Annotated in this window: 16 protein-coding genes; 10 read left to right on the top strand and 6 right to left on the bottom strand. The window is 67.6% G+C overall.

All coding sequences use genetic code 11. From position 1 onward, the window contains the following. The first annotated feature begins 3 nt into the window (after window positions 1–3). From E0702_RS10575 to der, 3 genes are read left to right on the top strand one after another with little or no spacing between them, the layout of a single operon-like run. Window positions 4–729, top strand: a complete 726-nt coding sequence (locus tag E0702_RS10575; RefSeq protein ID WP_132043623.1) for a YfgM family protein — start codon at window positions 4–6, stop codon at window positions 727–729. Next, window positions 726–1,874, top strand: a complete 1,149-nt coding sequence (bamB, locus tag E0702_RS10570; protein ID WP_132043621.1) for an outer membrane protein assembly factor BamB — start codon at window positions 726–728, stop codon at window positions 1,872–1,874. Before E0702_RS10575 ends, bamB begins: the two co-directional genes overlap by 4 nt. Further along, the gene (der, locus tag E0702_RS10565; RefSeq protein WP_132043619.1) at window positions 1,871–3,274 is read left to right on the top strand and encodes a ribosome biogenesis GTPase Der; all 1,404 of its coding nucleotides are present in this window, start codon (window positions 1,871–1,873) and stop codon (window positions 3,272–3,274) included. Before bamB ends, der begins: the two co-directional genes overlap by 4 nt. An 86-nt stretch (window positions 3,275–3,360) precedes the next feature. On the opposite strand, the gene E0702_RS10560 is transcribed toward der, so the two are convergent. Continuing rightward, window positions 3,361–4,230: an ATP-binding protein gene (locus E0702_RS10560; RefSeq protein WP_132043617.1), complete on the bottom strand. Its 870-nt coding sequence runs from the start codon at window positions 4,228–4,230 to the stop codon at window positions 3,361–3,363. Between the two features lie 190 nt (window positions 4,231–4,420). On the opposite strand from E0702_RS10560, the gene E0702_RS10555 reads away from it, so the two are divergent. Beyond that, a complete protein-coding gene (locus tag E0702_RS10555; protein WP_132043615.1) occupies window positions 4,421–5,224 on the top strand; it encodes a M48 family metallopeptidase in 804 nt (267 codons plus the stop codon). Between the two features lies 1 nt (window position 5,225). Beyond that, on the top strand, window positions 5,226–5,483 hold the full coding sequence (locus E0702_RS10550; RefSeq protein WP_132043613.1) for a hypothetical protein: 258 nt from the start codon (window positions 5,226–5,228) through the stop codon (window positions 5,481–5,483). 174 nt (window positions 5,484–5,657) lie between these two features. Here E0702_RS10550 and aroE read toward each other — a convergent pair whose 3' ends face one another. Genes aroE through E0702_RS10525 form a run of 5 tightly spaced genes read right to left on the bottom strand, consistent with a single transcriptional unit; the run spans window position 5,658 to window position 10,251 of the window. Continuing rightward, window positions 5,658–6,470 carry a shikimate dehydrogenase gene (aroE, locus tag E0702_RS10545; RefSeq protein ID WP_132043611.1) on the bottom strand — a complete coding sequence of 271 codons (813 nt, stop codon included), beginning with the start codon at window positions 6,468–6,470 and terminating at the stop codon, window positions 5,658–5,660. After that, window positions 6,467–7,420 carry an oxygen-dependent coproporphyrinogen oxidase gene (gene hemF, locus E0702_RS10540; protein WP_132043609.1) on the bottom strand — a complete coding sequence of 318 codons (954 nt, stop codon included), beginning with the start codon at window positions 7,418–7,420 and terminating at the stop codon, window positions 6,467–6,469. Before hemF ends, aroE begins: the two co-directional genes overlap by 4 nt. 37 nt (window positions 7,421–7,457) lie before the next feature. Further along, window positions 7,458–8,015: an L-threonylcarbamoyladenylate synthase gene (locus E0702_RS10535; RefSeq protein WP_132043607.1), complete on the bottom strand. Its 558-nt coding sequence runs from the start codon at window positions 8,013–8,015 to the stop codon at window positions 7,458–7,460. A 43-nt stretch (window positions 8,016–8,058) separates the two neighbouring features. Continuing rightward, on the bottom strand, window positions 8,059–9,159 hold the full coding sequence (gene dprA, locus E0702_RS10530) for a DNA-processing protein DprA (protein ID WP_132043605.1): 1,101 nt from the start codon (window positions 9,157–9,159) through the stop codon (window positions 8,059–8,061). A 9-nt stretch (window positions 9,160–9,168) separates the two neighbouring features. Continuing rightward, the gene (locus E0702_RS10525) at window positions 9,169–10,251 is read right to left on the bottom strand and encodes a LysM peptidoglycan-binding domain-containing protein (RefSeq protein WP_439952327.1); all 1,083 of its coding nucleotides are present in this window, start codon (window positions 10,249–10,251) and stop codon (window positions 9,169–9,171) included. 175 nt (window positions 10,252–10,426) lie between these two features. On the opposite strand from E0702_RS10525, the gene def reads away from it, so the two are divergent. The 5 genes from def to trkA all read left to right on the top strand — a co-directional run bounded on the left by def (window position 10,427) and on the right by trkA (window position 15,183). Then, on the top strand, window positions 10,427–10,939 hold the full coding sequence (gene def, locus E0702_RS10520) for a peptide deformylase (protein WP_132043601.1): 513 nt from the start codon (window positions 10,427–10,429) through the stop codon (window positions 10,937–10,939). Between the two features lie 107 nt (window positions 10,940–11,046). Beyond that, window positions 11,047–12,036 (top strand): methionyl-tRNA formyltransferase, encoded by a 990-nt coding sequence (gene fmt / locus E0702_RS10515; RefSeq protein ID WP_132043599.1) that lies wholly within the window; start codon window positions 11,047–11,049, stop codon window positions 12,034–12,036. After that, on the top strand, window positions 12,033–13,394 hold the full coding sequence (gene rsmB, locus E0702_RS10510) for a 16S rRNA (cytosine(967)-C(5))-methyltransferase RsmB (RefSeq protein ID WP_132043597.1): 1,362 nt from the start codon (window positions 12,033–12,035) through the stop codon (window positions 13,392–13,394). Before fmt ends, rsmB begins: the two co-directional genes overlap by 4 nt. A 106-nt stretch (window positions 13,395–13,500) precedes the next feature. Beyond that, complete coding sequence (locus tag E0702_RS10505) at window positions 13,501–13,707, top strand: dodecin (RefSeq protein WP_132043595.1); 207 nt, start codon at window positions 13,501–13,503, stop codon at window positions 13,705–13,707. 102 nt (window positions 13,708–13,809) lie between these two features. Continuing rightward, window positions 13,810–15,183 (top strand): Trk system potassium transporter TrkA, encoded by a 1,374-nt coding sequence (trkA, locus tag E0702_RS10500; RefSeq protein WP_132043593.1) that lies wholly within the window; start codon window positions 13,810–13,812, stop codon window positions 15,181–15,183. Window positions 15,184–15,204: the final 21 nt, after the last annotated feature.

Here is a 15,204-nt window from a genome sequence, read left to right as displayed (position 1 = left end):
CCCGTGGCGGAGCTGAGAACCGAGGAAGAACAGGTCGAGGCGCTCAAGCGCTGGTGGAAGGAGAATGGCCTCTCGCTGGTGGCCGGCGTGGCGCTGGCCGCCGCGGGCGTGCTGGGCTGGAATACCTGGCAGGGCTATCAGGAGAACCAGGCCACCGCCGCCTCGATGCGCTACCAGCAACTGGTCAACCTGACCGCCGGCAACGACCTCGATGAGGCGCAGCTCCCCGAGGCACGCGCCCTGGTGGACGAGATCGTCGATGAGCATGGCAAGACGCTGTATGCCGACCTGGCGCGCCTGATGGATGCCCGCCTGGCGGTCGCCCAGGGTGACCTGGCCGGCGCGCGGGAGCGCCTGCAGTCCCTGGCGGATGCCGGCTCGGACAACTATGTGGCCGGCCTGGCGCGGCTGCGCCTGGCACGACTGCTGGTCGCCGAGGGCGACGCCGATCAGGCACTGAATGTCCTGCAGAGTGGTGTCCCAGAGGCGCTGGCCGCCCAGCGGGCCGAGGTGCGCGGCGATGCCTATCACGCCCTCGAGCGTCGCGAAGAGGCCGCCACGGCCTGGCGTGAGGCACTGCGTCTCGCCGCGACCAACGAGCAGCCGCTCTATGGCGTGCAGCTCAAGCTCGACAATCTGGGGCTTGAGTCGCCGGATCTCGAAGGCTCGGCCCTGGAAACATCGAGCCACGATACCACAAGCCATGACAACCGGGGGCTGGACGCATGAAACCGACCTTCCTGATCGCCGCCCTTGCGGGCCTGACACTGCTCGCCGGCTGTGCCGGCAACCAGGTGGAACCACAGTACCCGCCGACCGAACTCCGGGATTTCGCGACGAGCGCAGAGCTCGACACTGCCTGGCGCGAGGGCGCCGGTGACGGCCAGGGGCGTGCCGCCTATCCCATCGCACCGGCGCGCGAGGGCGATGCCCTGTTCGCCGCCGACTACCAGGGTGAGCTGTTCGCCTTCGATGCCATTACCGGCGACACTCGCTGGGAGACGGCGCTCGACGTGCCGGTCTCCAGCGCCCTCACCGCAGTGGCCGGAGACATCTACCTGGGCACCCGCGACGGCCAGGTGCTGGCGGTGAGCCAGCGTGATGGCAGCGTGCGCTGGCGTGCCCGCGTGCCCAGCGAGGTGCTGGCCGCCCCCCAGCCCAATCAACAGTTGCTGATCGTGCAGAGCGTCGACGGCTCCATCACCGCCCTGGATCGCGCCAGCGGCGATGAGCGCTGGCGTTATCAGGCCAACCTGCCCTCGCTGACCCTGCGCGGCACGGGCACCCCCACGACCATCGACCCGGTGACATTCGCCGGCTTCGCCAACGGCCGCCTGGTGGCACTGGACAACCGCAGCGGCCAGCCGCTGTGGGAGCGGCGCATCGCCGTGGCTCAGGGGCGCAGCGATATCGAGCGCCTGGTGGACCTCGCCGGCCAGCCGCTGCTGACCCCCGACGGCCGCCTCTTCGTGACCAGCTACAACGGCCGCCTGGTGGCCCTGGAGGCGACCCGCGGCGAGCCCCTGTGGGCCCGCGAGCTCTCCAGCTTCCACACCCCCCTGGTGGTGGGTGACTTCCTGTTCGTGGTCGAGGAGTCGGGGCGAATCCTGGCCCTGGCCGCCGACAGCGGGGAGGAGGTCTGGCGCAACACCGCGTTGGAGGGCCGTCGGCCTACCTCACCGGCCTTTGCCGACGGCAAGCTGGTGTTCGGTGACTTCGACGGTTACCTGCACCTGATCGACGCACGCAGCGGCGAGATGGTTGGCCGTGAGCGCATCGACGGCTCCGGCATCGGCGTGCGCCCGGTCACCGACGGCAATCGCATTCATGTGCTGGCCAATGACGGCACCCTCGAGACCCTGGATATCCGATGACACCCGTGATCGCCCTGGTCGGTCGGCCCAATGTGGGCAAGTCGACCCTGTTCAACCGCCTGACCCGTACTCGCGACGCCCTGGTGGCCGACTTCCCGGGCCTGACCCGGGACCGCAAGTACGGCAACGGCATGCTCGGCGGCAAGGCCTACACGGTGATCGACACCGGAGGCATCAGCGGCGACGAGGCGGGCATCGATGCCGCCATGGCCGAACAGTCGCTGGCTGCCATCGACGAGGCGGACATCGTGCTGTTCCTGGTCGATGCCCGAGCCGGCCTCAATGTCGCCGACGAGGCCATCGCCAACCACCTGCGGGTCAACCAGAAGAAGACCTGGCTGGTGGTCAACAAGACCGACGGCCTCGACGAGGACAGTGCCACCGCCGAGTTCTGGGAGCTGGGCCTCGGTGAGCCTCGTCCCATCGCCGCCGCCCATGGTCGCAATGTCACCACGCTGATCGACGAGGTACTCGCCCCCTTCCCGGAGCGCGACGAGAGCATTCCGGCGGACACCGGCACCAAGGGCATCCGCATCGGTGTCATCGGTCGCCCCAATGTCGGTAAGTCGACCCTCGTCAACCGTCTGCTCGGCGAGGAGCGGGTAGTGGTCTATGACGAGGCCGGCACCACCCGTGACGCCATCGAGATCCCCTTCGAGCGCCGTGGCAAGCCCTATGTGCTGGTGGATACCGCCGGCGTACGGCGCCGCAAGAATGTCCGTGAAGTGGCCGAGAAGTTCTCGATCATCAAGACCCTGGAGGCGATCAAGGAGTGTCATGTCGCCATCATGGTGCTCGATGCCCGCTCGGGACTGGTGGAGCAGGATCTGCACCTGCTCGACTACGTGCTGACCACCGGCCGCGCCCTGGTACTGGCGGTCAACAAGTGGGACGGCCTGGAGAGCGAGGCCAAGGAGAAAATGCGCGCCGAGATCAAGCGTCGCCTGGGATTCGCCGACTATGCCGACCTGCACTTCATCTCGGCACTGCACGGCACCGGAGTCGGCGACCTCTATCCGTCGCTGGAGCGCGCCTTCGCCTCGGCCAACGCCCACTGGTCCACCAACCGCCTGACCAGCATCCTGCAGGACGCGGTGGAGTCGCACCAGCCGCCCATGATTCGTGGGCGCCGGATCAAGCTGCGCATGGCCCACCAGGGCGGCAGCAACCCGCCGATCATCGTGGTTCATGGCAACCAGACCGAGTCCCTGCCCGAGGCCTATCGCCGCTACCTGACCAACACCTTCCGCAAGGTGCTCAAGGTGCGCGGCACACCGATGCGCTTCGAGTTCCGCTCCGGCAAGAACCCCTACGACAAGATGGCAGGCGCCAGCGACCGCGAGAAGGCCAAGAAGCGCGAGCTCTCGCGCACCAAGGAGGCTCGCAACAGCCGCCGCTGACCCCGCCCCCTCGACCACAGGCGCCCGGCCCGCTTTCAGGAAATCCCTGGAACGTGCCGGGCGCCTTCGTGTCTGCTGATTCGTGTTTACTGCCTGTCATGCAGCCGCCGGCGACCCACCCAGTGGTTGGCAAACTGCCAGGCGGTGCGCCCGCTGCGCCCACCACGCAGGGTGGCGAAACGGATCGCCTCGGCCCGCGCCTCGGTGCCCCAATCCTCGGCATGCCCCAGCTGGGAGACCCAGTGACAGCACGCCTCCAGATAGACATCCTGGTTGAAGGGGTGAAAGCCCAGCCAGAGCCCGAAGCGGTCGGAGAGCGAGATCTTCTCCTCCACCGCATCGCCGTGGTGCAGCTCGTCGCCCACCAGCCTCGACCCGGCGTTGTCGCTCATCGACTCGGGCAGGAGATGGCGGCGATTGGAGGTGGCGTAGAGCAGCACATTGGGCGGAGGGCCGGTCAGGGCGCCGTCCAGCACGCTCTTCAGTGCCTTGTAGGCATCGTCGTGTCCCTCGAAGGAGAGGTCGTCGCAGTAGACCACGAAGCGCTGGTCATGGTGACGCAGCTGCTCCACCAGTGTCGGCAGACCGGAGAGGTCGTGGCGATCCACCTGTACCAGGCGCAGACCCTCGTCGGCCAGGCTATTGAGCAGGGCTCGGATAAGCGACGACTTGCCGCTGCCCCGGGAGCCCCACAGCAAGGCATGGTTCGCGGGCAGCCCCTGCAGGAAGGCCCGGGTGTTATCGATCAGGGCCAGCTTCTGGCGCTCGATGCCCATCAGATCATCCAGGCCTAGCGCATCCCGGGGCGGCACCGGCAGCAGTCGCCCTCCCAGGGCATGACGCTGCCACAGGGCGGCCACATCCCGCGACCAGTCCACCTCCACCGGAGCCGGCGGCAGCCAGTGCTCTACGCGATCCAGCAGGTGCAGCAGGCGACGCGTCAGCTCAGCGTCCATTGGCTTCTCCTTCGTAAAGTCCCAGGGAGTGCTACCCCTTCGGGGCTGGCTGGTGACATGCCTCCCTGAGGCAGTTTGAATCCGTAAGCGACGGTTGACCTCGCAAGCGTTCCGAGTATCTTGTGGCGAACTCGGACCTTCGTCCAGCGTCTTACAGGCTGGATGTCATCGCCCATCAAGGAGACCCGCCATGCGCTGGCTCAAACCCCTCGCCATCGGCGCGCTATGCCTGACCGTCGCCGCCTGCACCACCTCCCCCACCGGGCGCCAGCGCCTGACCCTGGTGTCCGATGCCCAGCTTGACCAGATGGGCGCCCAGGCCTTCGAGCAATACCAGCAGGAGCGCCCCATGGTGGGCGGCGCCACCCAGCGCTATGTACAGTGCGTGGCCGATGCCCTGGTGCGTGCGCTGCCACCCGAGCAGCGTCAGTCCCAGAACTGGCAGATTCGTGTCTTCAAGGCCGAGGATGCCAACGCCTTCGCCCTGCCCGGGGGCTATATGGGGGTCCATACCGGCCTGCTGGAGGTCGCCCGCAACCAGGACCAGCTGGCCGCGGTGATCGGTCACGAGATCACCCACGTGCTGGCCCGTCACGCCAACGAGCGTGTCTCCACCCAGACCGCTACCCAGCTCGGGCTATCGGTGCTCTCCTCGGCCGCCGGCCTCGAGGGAGCGGGTGGCGAGCAGATCATGGGGGCCCTCGGCATGGGCGCCCAGTACGGCATCCTGATGCCCTTCTCGCGGAGTCACGAGAGCGAGGCCGACGAGCTCGGTCTCTACCTGATGGCCGAAGCCGGCTTCGACCCTCGTGCCAGCCTGGCGCTATGGAACAACATGAGCGCCCAGGGCGGTGCCCAGCCTCCCGCCTGGCTCTCCAGCCACCCCAGCCACGGCCAGCGCAGCCAGGCCCTGCAGGCGCGCATGGGCGATGCCCTGAGCCGCTACGAGCGCGCCCGTCAGGCCGGCCGCACGCCCAGCTGCTCGAGGTCCTGAGATGCTGAGACTCGGACTGCTGTTGCTGATCGTCCCCATGCTGGCACTGATGGGCGTCTACTTCTGGGAGTATTCGAGCGTGCGGGAGTGCACGCTCTCGGGGGGCCACTGGGACTATCTGGAAGGGGTTTGCCGCGACACCCCCCAACCCTTCGTCTCCTGGCTACAACGCTACCCCTGGCTGGTCAATGGCGGGATGCTGCTGTCGCTGATCGGTCTGGCGTTGTGCATGGTGGGGCTGTATACCAAGCGGCGGTAACCTCGCCTGCTTCTTCGAGGCATGCTGCTCCGCCGTGACCACTTTGGGCCAAGAGCTCGTCCGAAGATCCCAACCGAGGCAGAGCTGGCGGCTTGGCCGGGGGTCTGCCCCCACAGGATGCCAAGGGGTGCGCCAGCGCTGGAGTCGCCCCCGACAAGGGCCTACTCACCTCCTCTACAGCCCCTGGCGGAGCCGCTCCAGCACCGGGGCGGTATCGGGACGCACGCCCCGCCACTGAAAGAAGGACTCCGCCGCCTGCTCCACCAGCATGCCGAGGCCATCCACGGTGCGAGCGCCGCGCGCTCCAGCCCAGCGCAGGAACACAGTGGGCTCGGCGCCATACATCATGTCATGGGCGGTAGCGCCGGCGGCAAACAGTCCATCGGGCAGTGGCGGCAGGTCGCCCGCCAGGCTCGCGCTGGTGCCGTTGATCACCAGATCGAACGGCCCCTCCACCCTGTCGAAGCCCCCCCCCGATATCTCGCCCAGGTCCCCGAAGTCAGTGGCCAAGGCCTCGGCTTTGGCGGCAGTGCGATTGGCCACCAGGAGGCTCGCCGGGTGTCCGGCCAGCAGCGGCTCCAGAATGCCACGCACCGCGCCACCGGCACCGAGCACCAGGATGCGCGCCCCGGCCAGCCTCACGCCATGACGCTCCAGATCGCGCACCAGGCCGATGCCATCGGTGGTGTCGCCATGGGTCTGGCCGTCCACTCCCAGGATCAGGGTGTTGACCGCGCCGGCACGCCGGGCACGCTCGCTGAGCGTGTCGCAGAGGCGGAACGCCTCCTCCTTGAAGGGCACGGTGACGTTGGCGCCGCGTCCACCGCTGGCGGTGAAGCGCCTCCAGGCGCCGGGAAAATCGTCACGCGGCGCCTCGATGGCGGTGTACTCGATGGTATCGGCGGTCTGCTCGGCGAAGGCGGCATGAATAAACGGCGACCTCGAGTGGGCCACCGGGTGGCCGAAGACACAGTAGCGATCGGTCATGCTCCGTCCTCCTCCTGGCCCTGGCTTCGCCCCGCCTGCTCGCCGAGCCAGTCACGGGGGCGCAGATAGTCTCGATAGAGACACTCCTCGGCACTGCCGGGCTCCGGGTGCCAGTCATACTCCCAGCTCGCCAGCGGTGGCATCGACATCAGGATCGACTCGGTGCGCCCACCGCTCTGCAGCCCGAACAGGGTGCCGCGATCCCACACCAGATTGAACTCCACATAGCGCCCCCGGCGATAGAGCTGGAAGGCGCGCTCGCGCTCGCTCCAGGGCGTATCGACCCGGCGTTTCACGATCGGCAGGTAGGCCTCGAGGAAGGCGTCGCCCACGGCACGCTGGAAGGCGAAGCTGCGCTCGAAGCCCCATTCATTGAGGTCGTCGAAAAAGAGCCCACCCACGCCGCGGGTCTCGTCGCGATGCTTCAGATGGAAATAGTCGTCACACCACGCCTTGTAGCGCGGGTAGACACCCTCGCCGAAGGGGGCGCAGGCATCCCGGGCAACCCGATGCCAATGGACCACATCCTCATGAACCGGGTAGAAGGGGGTCAGATCGAAGCCGCCGCCGAACCACCATACCGGCGCCTCGCCGGACTTCTCGGCGATCAGGAAACGGACATTGCCATGGCTCGTCGGCACATGGGGATTCTCGGGATGCAGCACCCAGGAGACCCCCACCGCATGGAAGCTGCGCCCCGTCAGCTCGGGGCGGGCCGCCGTGGCCGAGGGTGGCAGCTGTTCGCCGTAGACGTGCGAGAAATTGACGCCACCCTTCTCGAACACTCGTCCCTTCTCGATCACACGGGAGCGACCTCCACCGCCCCCCGGGCGCTGCCAGGCATCCTCGTGGAACACCGCGCCGCCATCCACGGCAGCCAGGGCGCTGCACAGGCGCTCCTGAAGGTCGAGCAGGTAGGTCTTGACGTCTTCGAGTTGCGGGTGGGCCAACGGTGCCTCCAGGCAGGATGAAAGAAGAGTGGATGGGTCAGGAGCGCAGCACCCGGCCACTGACCAGATCGCGAATGGTGCTGGGACGCGCGAGACCACCGAGCTCCCCCTCGACGACGGCATCGAGTTCGGTGCCGAAGAGGGTGCGCACCTCGTCGGCGCTCATCGCCGGCGGCTCGCTGGCCACGTTGGCCGAGGTGGAAACGATGGGAGCACCGAAGGCCTCGCAGAGCGCCGCCACCAGGGGATGGGCGCTAACGCGCAGGGCCACTCGATCATGCTCGCCATGCACCAGGGGAAGGCTGCGCCCGTTATGGGGCACCAGCCAGGTATTGGGCCCAGGCCAGCTGGCTGCCAGGGGTGCCTGCTGCTCGGCGGGTAGCCCTTCCAGCCACGCGTCGAACTGGTCGATGCTCGCCGCGACCAGGATCACTCCCTTGGCAGGGTCACGCCGCTTGAGACGTAGCAGCCTGGCCAGGGCCTCCTCGTTGTCGGGGTCGCAACCCAGCCCCCAGACCGCCTCCGTGGGATAGGCGATCACCCCTCCCTGACGCAGGGTGGCGGCGGCTTGCTCGATCTGATGGGCCTGGCTCATGGGCTCTCCTCACTCGGCTGGGCGCGAATGGCCGAGAATTCTATCACGCCGCCGTGAGGCGCACCCAACCACCGGCGACCCGTGCCGCACGCCCTTCGAGCTCCAGTGTCAGCAGGCGTCGCTGGCACTCGGCGATATCGAGCCCGGTCAGCCCCACCAGCACGTCGGCCGGCGTCGGAGTCCCGCTCAGCCAGCGCAGCAGTGGGTCATCATCCCGACCTGAGGCCTCGGCAGTTATCGTGGCGGGCGTTACCGGAGCCTGCCACTGGGTAAGCTCGGCTAGAATATCATCGACCTCACGCACCAGCACCGCACCTTCGCGGATCAGGCGCAGACAGCCTCGCGCCTGAGGATTATGCAGCGAGCCCGGCAGGGCGAACACTTCACGGCCCTGCTCCCCGGCCAGTCGTGCGCTGACCAGCGAACCACTCTGCTCGGCCGCCTCCACCACCAGCACCCCACAGCTGAGCCCGGTCACGATACGGTTGCGACGTGGGAAGAAGCCGGCCCGGGCCGGGGTACCGGGGGGATGCTCGGAAAGCAGCAACCCCCCGGCATCACGCAGACGGGCATGTAGCCGATGATGGCGCGGGGGATAGATCACATCGACGCCACAGCCGAGCACCGCCACGCTGGTGCCACCGGCATCCAGGGCGGCCTGTTGGGCGGCGGCATCGATACCCAGCGCCATGCCGCTGACCACGCACCAGCCCCGTGTGGCGAGCTCACGGGCGAAGCCGGCGGCATTGGTCAACCCCTCGCGGGTGGCGCGACGGGATCCCACCATGGCCAGCTTGGGAGGCGCCAGGCTGGTGAGGTCACCCCAGGCCCACAACAGTGGAGGCGGGTCGGCAATCTCGGAGAGCAGGCCTGGCCAGGCGGGGTGCCCGGCGTGCAGCAGGTAGTGGTCGTCACTGGCCGCCGCCCAGGCCAGGGCAGCGTCCACCCGGGCCTCGAGCGGGCTGCGCGCGGGATGGTCGAGCCATAGCCGCAATTCCGAGGCGGCCCGCCGCGGCAACACCGCCAGCCAGCCGTCGGGCCACTGCGGCTGCCGGGCGAGCAGCTCGACCAGAGCCCCAGCACCGAGCCCCGGCAGGCCCGTCAGGGCCAGCCACTCCCGGGTGCCGAGGTTGGGCGTCGCCATTGCCAGGCCTCAGCGCAGGGCGGCGCTGACCGCCCGCCGCGGGTTGTGGACGCGATCCCCCACGGCCAGCGTTCGACTGGCCTCCATGATCAGGCCGTAGCTCATCTTCTGATAGGCCTTGAAGACCATCACCAGCCCGGCATCCTCCCCCGGCAGGCGCAGCTGCTCGCCGGTACGCGGGTCGCTGACCAGTTCGCCACGCTGCTCGACTCTCAGCACATGGCCGGGCTCGAGCCCGTCACGGCGGCCGCGATCCAGCGCCACGACCTGCAGGCGACCGATGAACTGCACGCCCCCGGGCACCGCCAGGATGGTGCCTTCCACCTCGCGCTCGGGCGCGCGGGGAACAAACTCGGTCACCAGCCCACGATCCTCCAGGGGCAGCACGATATCGCCGTTGCGCACCTCCTGCTGCGACGAGGTCACCTCCAGCACCGCCATCTCGGCCTCCTGACGCTCGCGGCGTGCCTGGCCGACCCCCTCCAGCTCGAGGCCCAGCAGCTCACCGCTGGCCGGGTCCAGGAAGCGCTCCCCCACGCGATAGAATCCTACACGACCGATGGCAGGCACCTCGCCCCGCGCATAGAGCCGATCCCCCACGCCGCTCATCAATCGGCGGTCGTCACCCCCTACCACATAGGCCAGCTCCTCGAGGGCCTCGGGATCATCGACGATGCGGTGTTCACGCAGGAAGTGACGAATATCCTCCAGGGGGATCGGGGTAATCGCTTCGCGATGCGGGATGGTGCGCATCTCCGGAGAAAGCCGCACCTGACCCTGGCCGCGTTCGAGCCCGATGCAGGGGCGACCATCGCAGTCATAGAGGTAGACCACGTCCCCGGGGTAAATCAGGTGCGGATTACGGATCTGGGGGTTGACCTGCCACACCTCGGGCCATTGCCAGGGGTGGCGCAGGAAGCGTCCCGATATATCCCACAGGGTGTCACCCCGCACCACGGTATAGCGGTCCGGGGCATCACCGCGCAGACCATCCTCCCAGCTCAACCCCTGGGCCTGAACACCGGTGGCCACGGCCAGGCCAAGCCCCGCCGCCAGGCCCAACCACGCGCGTCGCATCTTGCCGTCAACCATTTGCCTCATCCCTGCTCTCCCCCGCGTGCCACCGACCGATGCCATGGAACGCTACCGGCGTGGTATAGTCTGATGATATCGACGTGCTGCGACTCCGGCCCTGCCGCCGACGTACGCATCACACCTGGAATTAGTGTCATTGTGTAAATGACAGCATAACGGTGAAACCAACGCCATGGCCAAATTACCTATCCTCGAATATCCCGACGAGCGCCTGCGCACCAAGGCGGCGCCGGTGGAAGAGGTCGACGACGAGGTGCGCCAGCTGGTCGACGATATGCTGGAGACCATGTACGACGCCCGAGGCATCGGCCTGGCCGCCACCCAGGTGGACGTGCACCGCCGCGTTATCGTCATGGACGTCAGCGACGATCGCTCGACACCCCTGGTGCTGATCAACCCAGAGGTCACGCCCATCGGCGAAGAGCGCGAGCCGATGCAGGAGGGGTGTCTGTCGATCCCCGAGTATTACGCCGATGTGCCCCGCGCCCTGCGTGTTTACCTCAAGGCACTCGATCGCGACGGCCAGCCCTATGAGCTGGAAGCCGACGGCCTGCTTGCGCACTGTATCCAGCACGAGCAGGATCACCTCGAAGGTGTGCTGTTCGTCGACTACCTCTCGCCGCTCAAGCGCGACCGGGTGATCAAGAAGATGCAGAAGCGCCAGAAGTTGATGCAGGACGCCTGAGCCCCCTCCGCCAGCTTCACGAAGGCCGACGCCGAACGCGTCGGCCTTCGTCGTTTACGGCAAGCTCCGTTATCATGCAGGTATCCACTTACGGCCAGGCTGTCCCCATGTCCCGACCCCTCAATATCATCTTCGCCGGCACCCCCGATTTCGCCGCCGAGAGCCTCGCGGCGCTGCTGGCCAGCCACCACCGCATCGTCGCCGTCTATACCCAACCCGACCGCCCCGCCGGACGCGGCCGCAGGCTGACGCCGAGCCCCGTCAAGCGGCTCGCCCTGGAACACGAACTGCCGGTCTACCAACCCGAGAGCCTCAAACCCGCCGAGGCTCAGGCCGAACTGGCCGCCATTGATGCCGATATCATGGTAGTGGTGGCCTATGGCCTGATTCTGCCGAAGGCGGTGCTCGATACGCCGCGACTCGGCTGCCTCAATATCCACGCCTCGCTGTTGCCGCGCTGGCGTGGTGCGGCGCCCATCCAGCGCGCCATCGAGGCCGGCGACGCCGAGAGCGGTGTCACCATCATGCAGATGGATGTCGGGCTCGACACCGGTGACATGCTGCTGGTGCGACGCACCCCCATCACCACCACGACCACCGGTGGCGAGCTTCACGACAGCCTGGCGACACTCGGTGGCGAAGCGATCGTCGAGGCGCTGGATGCCCTCGTCGAGGAGGGCCTCGTGGCCACTCCGCAGCCCGAGGCAGGCGTTACCTATGCGGCCAAGCTCTCCAAGGCCGAGGCCGAGCTGGACTTTCGCGAACCTGCCGCGGCACTGGCCGCTCGCGTGCGCGCCTTCAACCCCTGGCCGGTGGCCTGGTGCACCTTCGACGCCGACCGCCTGCGCCTGTTGATGGCCGAAGCGAGCGATCTCGCCGCCAACGAGCCTCCCGTCGCGCCCGGCACCCTGCTCGAGCATGACGGCGACGCCCTGCGCATCGCCTGTGGCCCCGAAGGCCGTGAGGTGCTGCGCGTCACCCGCGCCCAGCTGCCCGGTGGCAGGGCACTGCCGGTCAAGGACCTGCTGCACGCCCGAGCCGATCGTTTCCCCGCTGGCCTGCTCCTCGGCCACCATCACGAGGAGACCTCCTCATGAGTCAGCCCCCCTCCAACGGCAAGTCGCGCCGCACCGCCTCGCGTGGGCTGGAGAATGACGGCGGCCTGGCGGTCCGTGCCGCCGCCGCCCGCGCCCTGGTGCCGGTGATCACCGGCAAGGGGTCGCTTGCCGGCCTCGATGACCATCAGGTGGTAGCCCGCGACCGCGCCCTGTTCAAGGCGTTGTGCTTCGGTGCCTGTCGCACCCTGCCACGCCTTGAGGCGCTCTCCGGGAAGCTGCTGAACAAGCCCTTCAAGGTGCGTGATGCCGATGTCCAGGCGCTGCTGCTGGTGGGCATCTACCAGCTGCTCTACCTGCGCATACCCGCGCACGCCGCCGTCGGCGAGACCGCCGGCGCCGCTCGTCTGATCGGCAAGGAGTGGGCCACTCGGGTGCTGAATGGCTGCCTGCGCCGCCTGCAGCGTGAGTCCGCCACCCTGCTGGCCGACGTGGACCGCGACCCGGCGGTGGCGCTGCTGCACCCCAAGTGGCTACTCAAGTCGCTGCGCCAAGCCTGGCCGGATGACTGGCGCGCCGTGGCCGAGGCCAACAATGTCCCCGGCCCCATGACGCTGCGCGTCAATCGCCGTCATGGCGACCGCGAGGCCTATCTCGAGCGACTCGACGCGGCGGGCCTCGAGGGACGGCTGTGCGCCCATGCGCCGGATGGCATCACCCTGGAGACCCCCTGCGACGTCTTCGAGCTGCCCGGCTTCGACACCGGTCACGTCAGCGTTCAGGATGAGGCCGCCCAGCTTGCCACAGTGCTGCTCGGACCCACCCTGGCCCCCCGCCCCGGCGCCCGAGTGCTGGATGCCTGCTGCGCCCCGGGAGGCAAGACCAGCCATCTGCTGGAGGTCTTCGATATCGACATGCACGCAGTGGACAGCGACGCCGAGCGCCTGGCGCGTGTCGAGGATGCCCTGCAGCGCCTCGGCCTGAAGGCCCGCCTGGCCCACGGAGATGCCACCGCCCGCGACTGGTGGGACGGCACCCCGTTTGAGGCGATTCTGCTTGATGCTCCCTGCTCCGGCAGTGGGGTGATCCGGCGACATCCGGATATCAAGCGCCTGCGACGCGCCGCTGACATCAAGACCCTGGCCAAGCTCCAGGCACGCCTGCTCGACAACCTCTGGCCCCTGCTGCGCCCTGGCGGTACCCTGCTCTATGCCACCTGTTCGGTACTGCCCGAGGAGAACAGCGAGCAGGTCGCCGCCTTCCTGGCGCGCACCCCGGATGCCGAGGCGACCACACCGCGCGACGTCGCCTGGGGCCGCCCTGCCGGTGCCGGGCAGCAACTGCTGCCGGAGGCCGACAGTCACGATGGGTTCTTCTATGCCAGACTTAAGAAAGGCTAGGCCAGACTTAAGAAAGGCTAGGCCAGACTTAGGAAGCACTAGGGTCAGGCTCACGAAGGAGCCCGCCTCACGCATGCACCACCAATCGATACGTGCAGGAGGAATCATGAGCAATCATGTCTACAAGCATCTCGAACTGACCGGCTCCTCGGAGCAGGGCATTCAGCAGGCCATCGAGAGCGCCATCGGCAAGGCCAGCGAGAGCCTGCATGGCATGCGCTGGTTCGAGGTCATCGATACCCGCGGCCATATCGAGCATGGCCGGGTGCAGCACTGGCAGGTCACCATCAAGGTCGGCTTCACCCTGGACTGACACCGCCCCCTGTCCTTCCCGTGGCGGCTGGTTTAGTCTAGCCGCCACGTGCAGCGGCGCATCAGCTTTCGCCACCCCTCGACCCAGCGGAACCCTCACGCGATGAAGATCATCATTCTCGGCGCCGGCCAGGTCGGCGGCACCCTGGCCGAGCATCTGGCCCGCGAGGAGAACGACATCACCGTCGTCGACACCGATGGCGACAAGCTGCGCGAGCTACATACCAGGCTCGACATCCGCACCGTGGTGGGCCCCGGCTCCTATCCCATGGTGCTGCGTCAGGCCGGCTGCGAAGACGCCGACATGCTGATCGCGGTGACCAGCCAGGACGAGGTCAACATGATCGCCTGCCAGGTGGCGCACACCCTCTTTCGCACCCCGACCAAGATCGCCCGGGTGCGGGCCACCGCCTATCTCACCCGCCGCGGGCTGTTTGCCCACGAGGCGGTGCCCATCGATGTGCTGATCAGCCCCGAGCAGGTGGTCACCGACCACATCCGCCGTCTGATCGAATACCCTGGTGCCCTGCAGGTGCTCGAGTTCGCCGGTGGTCTGGTGCAGCTGGTGGCAGTCAAGGCGGTCTACGGCGGCCCACTGGTGGGTCAGGACCTGGCCTTCCTGCGCCGCCACATGCCCAGCGTGGATACCCGGGTGGCCGCCATCTATCGACGCAACCGTCCCATCATCCCACGGGGCGATACCGTCATCGAGGCCGATGACGAGGTCTTCTTCATCGCCGCCCGTCGCGATATTCGTGCGGTAATGAGCGAGCTGCGCCGCCTCGACCGCGACTTCCGGCGCATCATGATCGCCGGCGGCGGCAATATCGGCGAGCGCCTCGCCGAGCACCTGGAGCACAGCCATCAGGTGAAGATCATCGAACACAGCCTGGAGCGCTGCACGGTACTCTCCGAACGCCTCGACCGCACCGTCGTCCTGCACGGCAGCGCCACCAGCAAGCGCCTGCTCGAGGAAGAGAATATCGAGGAGTGCGACATCTTCTGCGCCCTGACCAACGACGACGAGGTCAATATCATGTCGTCGATGCTGGCCAAGCGCATGGGGGCCAAGAAGGTGCTGACGCTGATCAACAATGCCGCCTATGTCGACCTGGTCCAGGGCGGCGAGATCGATATCGCCATCTCGCCCCAGCAGGCCACCATCGGCAGCCTGCTGACCCACGTGCGTCGAGGCGACATCGTCAACGTCCACTCGTTGCGCCGCGGCGCCGCCGAGGCCATCGAGGCCATCGCCCACGGCGATATCCAGTCATCCCGGGTGGTGGGGCGCTCCATCGGCGAGATCGATCTTCCGCGGGGCTCCACCATCGGTGCCATCGTGCGTGGCAAGGAGGTGATGATCGCCCATGATGATGTAGTGGTGGAGTCCGGCGACCATGTCATCCTGTTCGTGATCGACAAGCGCCGCATCCGCGATGTGGAGCGACTGTTTCAGGTCGGGCTGACCTTCTTCTGAAAGCCCGCGACGCAAGGAGAG

The sequence above is a fragment of the Halomonas marinisediminis genome (genome assembly GCF_004347715.1).
Taxonomy (GTDB): domain Bacteria; phylum Pseudomonadota; class Gammaproteobacteria; order Pseudomonadales; family Halomonadaceae; genus Halomonas; species Halomonas icarae.
This window is presented reverse-complemented; position numbering and strand designations above follow the sequence as displayed.

Bases quoted from the DNA above. Each gene is read 5' to 3' on its own strand.
- bamB (WP_132043621.1), top strand. From the start codon at position 726: ATGAAACCGACCTTCCTGATCGCCGCCCTTGCGGGCCTGACACTGCTC.
- der (WP_132043619.1), top strand. From the start codon at position 1,871: ATGACACCCGTGATCGCCCTGGTCGGTCGGCCCAATGTGGGCAAGTCG.
- E0702_RS10560 (WP_132043617.1), bottom strand. From the start codon at position 4,230: ATGGACGCTGAGCTGACGCGTCGCCTGCTGCACCTGCTGGATCGCGTA.
- E0702_RS10555 (WP_132043615.1), top strand. From the start codon at position 4,421: ATGCGCTGGCTCAAACCCCTCGCCATCGGCGCGCTATGCCTGACCGTC.
- E0702_RS10550 (WP_132043613.1), top strand. From the start codon at position 5,226: ATGCTGAGACTCGGACTGCTGTTGCTGATCGTCCCCATGCTGGCACTG.
- aroE (WP_132043611.1), bottom strand. From the start codon at position 6,470: ATGACCGATCGCTACTGTGTCTTCGGCCACCCGGTGGCCCACTCGAGG.
- E0702_RS10535 (WP_132043607.1), bottom strand. From the start codon at position 8,015: ATGAGCCAGGCCCATCAGATCGAGCAAGCCGCCGCCACCCTGCGTCAG.
- dprA (WP_132043605.1), bottom strand. From the start codon at position 9,159: ATGGCGACGCCCAACCTCGGCACCCGGGAGTGGCTGGCCCTGACGGGC.
- E0702_RS10525 (WP_439952327.1), bottom strand. From the start codon at position 10,251: ATGGTTGACGGCAAGATGCGACGCGCGTGGTTGGGCCTGGCGGCGGGG.
- def (WP_132043601.1), top strand. From the start codon at position 10,427: ATGGCCAAATTACCTATCCTCGAATATCCCGACGAGCGCCTGCGCACC.
- fmt (WP_132043599.1), top strand. From the start codon at position 11,047: ATGTCCCGACCCCTCAATATCATCTTCGCCGGCACCCCCGATTTCGCC.
- rsmB (WP_132043597.1), top strand. From the start codon at position 12,033: ATGAGTCAGCCCCCCTCCAACGGCAAGTCGCGCCGCACCGCCTCGCGT.
- E0702_RS10505 (WP_132043595.1), top strand. From the start codon at position 13,501: ATGAGCAATCATGTCTACAAGCATCTCGAACTGACCGGCTCCTCGGAG.
- trkA (WP_132043593.1), top strand. From the start codon at position 13,810: ATGAAGATCATCATTCTCGGCGCCGGCCAGGTCGGCGGCACCCTGGCC.